Source organism: Mycobacterium sp. (assembly GCF_050701515.1).
Lineage (GTDB): Bacteria > Actinomycetota > Actinomycetes > Mycobacteriales > Mycobacteriaceae > Mycobacterium.
Window position 1 is genome coordinate 1 of the sequence record NZ_JBOGDB010000015.1, and the last position, 7,275, is coordinate 7,275.

General features: G+C 68.2%; 9 protein-coding genes and 2 pseudogenes. 7 read left to right on the forward strand and 4 right to left on the reverse strand.

Going from position 1 to position 7,275, the window contains the following annotated elements; all coding sequences use genetic code 11:
* Nucleotides 1-312: pseudogene (locus tag ACRDU5_RS01315) on the forward strand (2'-5' RNA ligase family protein); the annotation flags it as partial.
* 29 nt (nt 313-341) lie between these two features.
* Here ACRDU5_RS01315 and ACRDU5_RS01320 read toward each other — a convergent pair.
* A pseudogene (locus ACRDU5_RS01320) lies at nt 342-539 on the reverse strand (MmcQ/YjbR family DNA-binding protein); the annotation flags it as partial.
* Between the two features lie 49 nt (nt 540-588).
* Between ACRDU5_RS01320 and ACRDU5_RS01325 the strand changes: the two are divergent.
* The gene (locus tag ACRDU5_RS01325) at nt 589-1,446 is read left to right on the forward strand and encodes a type IV toxin-antitoxin system AbiEi family antitoxin (protein ID WP_526612419.1); all 858 of its coding nucleotides are present in this window, start codon (nt 589-591) and stop codon (nt 1,444-1,446) included.
* 8 nt (nt 1,447-1,454) lie between these two features.
* On the opposite strand, the gene ACRDU5_RS01330 is transcribed toward ACRDU5_RS01325, so the two are convergent.
* The gene (locus tag ACRDU5_RS01330) at nt 1,455-2,045 is read right to left on the reverse strand and encodes a TetR/AcrR family transcriptional regulator (protein WP_526612420.1); all 591 of its coding nucleotides are present in this window, start codon (nt 2,043-2,045) and stop codon (nt 1,455-1,457) included.
* Nucleotides 2,046-2,095: 50 nt separating this feature from the next.
* On the opposite strand from ACRDU5_RS01330, the gene bioB reads away from it, so the two are divergent.
* The 3 genes from bioB to ACRDU5_RS01345 are packed head-to-tail and all read left to right on the forward strand — an operon-like array spanning nt 2,096 to nt 3,914.
* On the forward strand, nt 2,096-3,091 hold the full coding sequence (gene bioB / locus ACRDU5_RS01335) for a biotin synthase BioB (protein ID WP_526612421.1): 996 nt from the start codon (nt 2,096-2,098) through the stop codon (nt 3,089-3,091).
* A 2-nt stretch (nt 3,092-3,093) separates the two neighbouring features.
* Nucleotides 3,094-3,294: a biotin synthase auxiliary protein BsaP gene (gene bsaP, locus ACRDU5_RS01340; protein ID WP_526612422.1), complete on the forward strand. Its 201-nt coding sequence runs from the start codon at nt 3,094-3,096 to the stop codon at nt 3,292-3,294.
* Nucleotides 3,291-3,914, forward strand: coding sequence for a DUF2567 domain-containing protein (locus ACRDU5_RS01345; RefSeq protein WP_526612423.1), 624 nt, complete (start codon nt 3,291-3,293; stop codon nt 3,912-3,914). The genes bsaP and ACRDU5_RS01345 overlap by 4 nt, the downstream gene beginning before the upstream one ends.
* Here the strand turns inward: ACRDU5_RS01345 and ACRDU5_RS01350 are convergent.
* Both ACRDU5_RS01350 and ACRDU5_RS01355 read right to left on the reverse strand, forming a co-directional pair.
* Nucleotides 3,880-5,217 (reverse strand): lipase family protein, encoded by a 1,338-nt coding sequence (locus tag ACRDU5_RS01350; protein ID WP_526612424.1) that lies wholly within the window; start codon nt 5,215-5,217, stop codon nt 3,880-3,882. The two genes, ACRDU5_RS01345 and ACRDU5_RS01350, sit on opposite strands and share 35 nt — an antisense overlap.
* Before the next feature lie 42 nt (nt 5,218-5,259).
* Complete coding sequence (locus tag ACRDU5_RS01355; protein WP_526612425.1) at nt 5,260-5,952, reverse strand: NrtR DNA-binding winged helix domain-containing protein; 693 nt, start codon at nt 5,950-5,952, stop codon at nt 5,260-5,262.
* Between the two features lie 50 nt (nt 5,953-6,002).
* Between ACRDU5_RS01355 and nadA the strand changes: the two genes are divergently transcribed.
* Both nadA and ACRDU5_RS01365 read left to right on the forward strand, forming a co-directional pair.
* Complete coding sequence (gene nadA, locus ACRDU5_RS01360) at nt 6,003-7,022, forward strand: quinolinate synthase NadA (protein WP_526612426.1); 1,020 nt, start codon at nt 6,003-6,005, stop codon at nt 7,020-7,022.
* Nucleotides 7,019-7,275: FAD-dependent oxidoreductase (locus tag ACRDU5_RS01365; RefSeq protein ID WP_526612427.1), on the forward strand; the 257-nt coding region annotated here is incomplete at its 3' end. The genes nadA and ACRDU5_RS01365, both read left to right, overlap by 4 nt.

The following is a 7,275-nucleotide window of genomic DNA, read 5'->3' on the forward strand; positions in this document are numbered from 1 at the left end:
TGCCGGATCGGCGCACCGCTGCTGTTCGGTCGATCCAAAGTGGTGCTGTCCCGGTTGGTGGTGCCGACGACCGAGCTGTTGGATCTTCACGCCGAGGTGCATCGGCTGTCGCTGCCGCACCTGCAACCGGGTCCAACGGCGAACGCGCTGCCCGGACGGTGGACCGGCCACATCACGATGGCGCGACGAGTCGTGCCCGGACAGTTAGGCCGCGCGCTGCGGATCGCGGGCAAGCCACCCGAGATCGCGGGCAGAGTCATTGGACTGCGCCGCTGGGACGGCAGTTCCAAACGCGAGTACCCGATCAGTTGACCGTGGCTGCAACCCTTTTCGGCACACTGCATGAACTTCTGCTCGGAGGCGACCAGCCCGGCGCGCTCCTCCTTGGGGAAGGCGAACCCCATGATGGTCTCGTCGCGTGATGAGAATGCCAGGTAGACGATCCGCCCGACTCGGAATTTGATCCGGTCGCGCACCACCACCTCGTAGGACCTGGGCAGGGTCGTGGTTATGCGCCGCACATCGTCGACGGTGATCACGTCCTTCGACGATAGCGCCAGTGTCGGCACGCATTGCCAGAATCGGTCCATGGGGGAGGTCTTCATTGGCAGCGAGGCCGTCGCGACGGGCAAGCTGACCGAATACGAGTTGCGCCGTTGGTATCAAGCGATCTTTCGCGATATCTACCTGCCGAAGAGCCATGAGCCGTCGCTGCGTGACCGAACCGTCGGCGCGTGGCTGTGGTCGCGGCAGCGTGCCGTGGTCGCGGGCGTCGCGGCGTCGGCGTTGCACGGAGCCGCGTGGGTCGACGCCGACGCACCCGTCGAACTGATCTTCCAAAACTCCCGTCGGCAGCATGGGCTCATCGTGCGCAACGAGGCGCTCGCGGATGACGAAATCACCCGCATCGCGGGAATTCCCGTGACGACGCGCGCCCGCACCGCCTTCGACCTCGGCCGCCATTTGTCGCGTGCGGAAGCGATGGCGCGGCTTGACGCTCTGATGCGTGCCAGGATCTTCTCGACCGAGGACGTCCTGTTGCTCGCCAAGCGCCACCCCGGCGCACGCGGGCTACGTCAACTGCGCGAGGTATTGCCGATGGTTGACGGTGGTGCGGACTCGCCGCAGGAGACCCGGCTTCGGCTTTTGTTCGTCGACGCGGGCCTACCGCGTCCGACTACTCAGATTCCGATCGTTGAGGGCCGGGGAAAGCTGGTGCGCATGGTCGACATGGGCTGGGAAGAGTTCATGGTGGCCGCCGAGTACGACGGCGACCAACACCGCACCAGCCGATCGCAGTACGTCAAGGACCTACGCGTGTTGCCAAGGCTCGAGCGGTTGGGCTGGATCGTGATTCGCGTCATCAAGGAGGATTGCGACGACGACATCGTCGAGCGCGCGCGGACGGCGTTGGCGTCGCGTGGCTGGCGCCCAGATCGACACTAGCGCGGTGTTTACCCGAACTTTCCCGCGCTGGTGTCGATTTCGGCGTCGATGCCATTGATTAGCAGGGCGACCCCGAAGCCGAACCGCTCGCCCGCATCGTCGGTGAGCACCGACTGCGCGTCCGGCAGCTCGGCGCCGGCGGCGTCCCACTGCAGCCGGGACTGCTCGTCGGCGGTGAACCCCAGCACGTAGTAGACCACCGTGCGGGCAGCCAATTCGGCGTGGGCGCGGTCGACGCCGGCCTCGGTCGCCGCGTCGCTGAGCCGGGCCAGTATCTGCGCCATCGCCTCCGACTGACCGGCCGCGAAGCTGGCCGACACCAACTCGGCGCCGTCCGTATGCGACAGCAGCGCATCCCGCAGGCGCCCGCAGATTCCCGCGACGCGGTCGCGCCACGGGCCCGGGGCATCGTCGACGGGCTCCAGGATGCGGTCGGCGACCGCGCCGAGCAGCTGCTGCTTGTTCGCGAAATGCCAGTACAGTGCGCCGGGGGAGACGTCGAGTTCGCGGCCCAGCCTGCGCATCGTCAGATCGGCGATGCCGTAGTTGTCCAGGATCGCCGTCGCCGCCTCGACCACGTCGCGTTTGTGCAGCTGCACACCGCTACCCTAACCTGAACGGCGTTCAAGTCGAGACAGAGGAGCATGGGTTGACGGACATCCTGGCGCTGGCCCGCGAGCAGGTGCTGGAGCGGGGCGTAGGTCTCGACCGGGACCAGGTGTTGGCTGTGCTGCAGCTGCCCGACGACCGGCTCGACGAACTGCTGGCACTGGCCCACGAGGTGCGGATGTCCTGGTGCGGCCCGGACGTCGAGGTCGAGGGCATCATCAGCCTGAAGACCGGCGGTTGCCCCGAGGATTGCCACTTCTGTTCGCAGTCAGGGCTTTTCGCGTCCCCGGTGCGCAGCGCCTGGCTCGACATCCCGAGCCTGGTAGAAGCCGCCAAGCAGACCGCGAAATCCGGTGCCACCGAGTTCTGCATCGTCGCCGCTGTGCGCGGGCCCGACGAGCGGCTGCTGGCCCAGGTCGCCGCCGGCATCGAGGCGATCCGCAACGAGGTGGACATCCAGATCGCCTGCTCGCTGGGCATGCTGAGCGCCGAGCAGGTCGAGCGGCTGTCGGCGATGGGCGTGCACCGCTACAACCACAACCTGGAGACCGCCCGGTCCTTCTTTCCCAACGTGGTGACCACCCACAGCTGGGAGGAGCGCTGGGAGACGCTGTCGATGGTCCGGGACGCCGGCATGGAGGTGTGCTGCGGCGGCATCCTCGGCATGGGCGAGACGCTCGAGCAGCGCGCCGAGTTCGCGGCCGACCTCGCCGAGCTGGATCCCGACGAGGTTCCGCTGAACTTCCTCAACCCGCGGCCGGGCACCCCCTTCGGTGACCTGGACGTGCTGCCGGCCACCGAGGCGCTCAAGGCGGTGGCCGCATTCCGGCTCGCGCTGCCGCGCACCATGCTGCGGTTCGCCGGCGGCCGGGAGATCACGCTCGGCGATCTGGGCGCCAAGCGAGGCATTCTGGGCGGCATCAACGCGGTGATCGTCGGCAACTACCTGACGACGCTGGGCCGTCCGGCCGGGGCCGATCTGGAACTGCTCGACGATCTGCAGATGCCGATCAAGGCCCTCAACGCCACCCTGTAGCGATGGCGGCCAACTTCAACGTCTACACCGGGGCTCCGGCCGGCGGTGCGGTGCCGGCCGCGGCCCGGCTCGGGCTGGAGCCGCCGCGGTTCTGCGCCGAGTGCGGCCGCCGGATGATCGTGCAGGTGCGGCCCGACGGCTGGTCGGCGAAGTGCTCGCGACACGGCCTGCTGGACTCCGATGACCTCGAGGCGCAGCGATGAACGACGTTGCCGCTCCGCGGATTTCGCGTCGCTGCGCCGCGCTGACGGTGGTCGTCGGCCTGGCCGTGGCGGGAGCGCTGATCGGTGCGTTGTGGGCCTGGATTGCGCCACCCCTGCACGGCGTGATCGCACTGACCCGTGACGGCGATCGGATACACGCAATTCTCGGCAACGAGGTCGACCACTTCTTCCTCGGGGCGTTTCTGCTGGTGGGGCTGGTGGTGGTGCTGGCCGTGGTGTCGGCGGTGTTGGTCTGGCAGTGGCGGGCGCATCGCGGACCGGTCTTGGTCGCCGCGCTGGCGATCGGCTCGGCGGCCGCCGCGGGCGCCGCGGCCGGGGTCGGCGCGCTGCTGGTGCGATGGCGCTACGACATCGTGGATATCGCCGGCGCGCCGATTTCGCCGGAGGACCGGGTGCACTACGTCACCGAGGCTCCGGCCGTGTTCTTTGCGCACACGCCGCTGATGATTGCGGCGACGTTCCTGTTTCCCGCGGCGATGGGCGCGCTGACCTACTCGCTGCTCGCGGTGTCGACGCCACGTGACGACCTGGGTGGCTGGCCCCCGGAAGAGCCGCAATTGCCCGTCACAGCGGCTGTCGCTCCACCGTCCTCCCCGTGATGACCTTCGCCGCGATGCGCACCAGCCGCGCCATGCCCACATAGGTCATCGGATTCAGCAGCGTCGGCCACTTCGTCCGCACCAGGTTCTCGGTCAACGGCTTACCCGCGAACCGGTCGGTCAGCCAGCGCAGCGCCATCGGCGCGGACATCGGGTGCAGCAACATGTGCTCGCTGAACATGTCCCGGTGGTAGGTCACCGCGGCACCGCCGGACTCATAGGTGTCGGTCAGCTCGTCGATGTCGTCCACCGAGACGATCCGGTCGTGCACCGCCTGCACGATCAGCACCGGCGGCGTCGGCACCGCCGTGCCCAGCTTGATGCTGTCGAAAACCTGTTTCACCTCGGGCATGTCGAGGATTTCCTCGAGCGGCCGGTCGACCAGCTTGCCCATGTCCATGCCGATCAGCCGCAGCACGGCATGGACGGTGGTCATGTTCTCCACCCGCAGCAGCATCGCCTTGCCGGTGTCGGTCGCGTGCTCCTGGATGACCCGGTCGAGCTCGGGATAGGCGTGTGACAGTGCGGCCACCACCATCGCGGGCAGGCCCGAGAAAAAGCTGCCGTTGAGCCGGCGGAAGGCATGGCCCAGATCCGCCACCGGCGCTCCCAGCACCGCGCCGGCGATGTTCAGCTCGGGGGCATACGTGCCGCTCACCTCGGCGGCCCACGCGGTGGCCAGGCCACCGCCGGAGTAGCCCCACATCCCGATCGGCGCCGCCGCCGACAGACCCAGCTGCTCCGAGCTCAGCGCGGCACGCAGCCCGTCGAGAACGCGGTAGCCCGGCTCATACGGTGTGCCCCACGCCCCGTTCGGTCCCTCATGATCGGGCACCGACACCGCCCAGCCCTCGGCCAGCGCCGCAGAGATGAGGAAGAACTCGAACTGCGCGAGCGCGCCCGGCGCCAGCGCCCACCGGCGCAACGCATACGACGGGAAGCAGCGCGACGACACCGCGTCGATCGCGCACTGATACGACAGCACCGGGCAGACCCGCTCGTCGCCGCGCTCGGCCGGCGCAATCACCGTGGTGACGGTCGCTTCGGGCTTACCGTGCATGTCTGTGGTCCGGTACAGCAGCTGGGTGGCGGTGAACTTCTGCGGGATCAACCCGAGGAATGCCACCTCGACGTCGCGGCTGCGCAGGACGGTGCCCGGCGCGGCGTGCTGGAAGCCCCGCGGTGGGTCGTAGAACGGATCATCGGTCGGCAGCTGCGGACGGGTGTTCCGCTCGATCTCCTCGTGCGGTACGTACCCGATCCACTCGGCACCGGTTGCCGGCGCTGCGCTGCCCAAAGCCATCCGGACATTCTTACTTAAGAGAGCGTTAAGAATCCAGTCGCCTCACCCGGGCGGGCGCAGTGCCGCGAACTCGTCGGTGACGCGATAGGCCGATTCGGTGAAGCGATACAGCGCCGCCGGACGGCCCCCGCTGCGGCCCGACCGCGCGGTGGTGCCGGTCGGGGTGATGACGCCGCGCCGCGCGAGCACCCGCTGCAGGTTGGTGGCGTCGACCTGATAGCCCAACGCGGCGCCGTAGATGTCGCGCAGCGTGGACAGCGCGAACTCCTTTGGTGCCAAGGCAAATCCGATGTTCGTGTAGGACATCTTCGCGACCAGTCGGATGCGCGCGTGCTCGACCATCAGGCCGTGGTCGAATGCCATCGGCGGAAGCGCGTGCACCGGATGCCAGCGGGTGTCGGGCGGCAACTCCGGCGTGGCGGGGGAGGGCACCAGGCCGAGAAATGTCGACGCGATGGTGCGGGTGCCGGGGATCCGGTGTGGGTCGGAGAACACAGCGAGCTGCTCGAGGTGAGTCAACTCACGCAGGTCCACCTTCTCGGCGAGTTGACGACGAACCGAGCTGGTCATGTCCTCGTTATGACGGAGCCGGCCACCCGGCAGCGACCAGGCGCCGCGCTGCGGTTCTTTGGCACGCTGCCACAGCAGCACGCTGAGCTGCGGCTTGGGTGTGCTCAGCTGTCGAACCTGGAAGACGACGGCGAGCACTTCATGCCCAGTGCTACTATTGGCCATGTTTTCGATTATAAGTCGAAAACCTCACTGGCGATAGCGAGGAGGCTGCCATGACGGTGTTGGACGACCGGATCATCGATGGTCCGACCGGCTATTCCGGCGTCGTGGGCGACGAGGAATGGGCCGCCGAGATACGCCGGCTGGCCGAGTTGCGTGGTGCCACGCTGCTGGCGCACAACTACCAGCTGCCCGCGATCCAGGACGTCGCCAATCACGTCGGCGATTCCCTGGCGTTGTCGCGGATCGCCGCCGAGGCGCCCGAGGACACCATCGTGTTCTGCGGCGTGCACTTCATGGCCGAGACCGCGAAGATCCTGTCTCCGGAGAAGGCGGTGCTGATTCCCGACCAGCGAGCCGGCTGCTCGCTGGCCGACTCGATTACCGCCGACGATCTGCGCGCCTGGCGCGACGAGCATCCCGACGCGGTCGTGGTGTCCTACGTCAACACCACGGCGGCGGTGAAGGCGCTGACCGACATCTGCTGCACCTCGTCGAACGCGGTCGAGGTGGTGGCGTCCATTCCGGAGGACCGCGAGGTGCTGTTCTGCCCGGATCAGTTCCTGGGCGCTCACGTCCGGCGGCTGACCGGTCGCGAGAACCTGCAGGTTTGGGCCGGTGAGTGCCACGTGCACGCCGGCATCAACGGTGACGAGCTGGCCGACCAGGCGCGTTCACATCCGGACGCCGAACTCTACGTGCACCCCGAGTGTGGCTGCGCCACTTCGGCTTTGTACCTGGCCGGGGAGGGGGCGTTCCCGGAGGACCGGGTGAAGATCCTGTCCACCGGCGGCATGCTCGATGCCGCGCGGGATACCCGCGCCCGCCAGGTGCTGGTCGCCACCGAGGTCGGCATGCTGCACCAATTGCGCCGGGCGGCACCGGAAGTCGACTTCCGCGCCGTCAACGACCGGGCGTCGTGCAAGTACATGAAGATGATCACGCCCGCGGCGCTGCTGCGCTGCCTGGTGGAAGGTGCCGACGTCGTCGACGTCGATCCGGAGACCGCGCGGCTGGCCCGACGCAGCGTGCAGCGGATGATCGAGATCGGTCAACCCGGCGGCGGCGAATGATCCCGGCTTGGCATCAGCGGGCCGATGTCGTCGTCATCGGCACCGGGGTCGCCGGCCTGGTCGCCGCCCTTGCCGCGCACCGCCGTGGCCGCCGGGTGGTGGTGCTGAGCAAGGCTTCTGAAACCGCAACCTTCTACGCGCAGGGCGGCATCGCGGTGGTGCTGCCGGACACCGACGATTCGATCGATGCGCATGTCACGGACACCATCGCTGCCGGGGGTGGGCTGTGTGACCCGGACGCGGTGCGCTCGAT

Excerpts from the sequence above, each read along its gene's own strand:
- ACRDU5_RS01355 (WP_526612425.1), bottom strand. The coding sequence starts at position 5,952 with ATGGCCAATAGTAGCACTGGGCATGAAGTGCTCGCCGTCGTCTTCCAG.
- ACRDU5_RS01350 (WP_526612424.1), bottom strand. The coding sequence starts at position 5,217 with ATGGCTTTGGGCAGCGCAGCGCCGGCAACCGGTGCCGAGTGGATCGGG.
- nadA (WP_526612426.1), top strand. The coding sequence starts at position 6,003 with ATGACGGTGTTGGACGACCGGATCATCGATGGTCCGACCGGCTATTCC.
- ACRDU5_RS01325 (WP_526612419.1), top strand. The coding sequence starts at position 589 with ATGGGGGAGGTCTTCATTGGCAGCGAGGCCGTCGCGACGGGCAAGCTG.
- bsaP (WP_526612422.1), top strand. The coding sequence starts at position 3,094 with ATGGCGGCCAACTTCAACGTCTACACCGGGGCTCCGGCCGGCGGTGCG.
- ACRDU5_RS01345 (WP_526612423.1), top strand. The coding sequence starts at position 3,291 with ATGAACGACGTTGCCGCTCCGCGGATTTCGCGTCGCTGCGCCGCGCTG.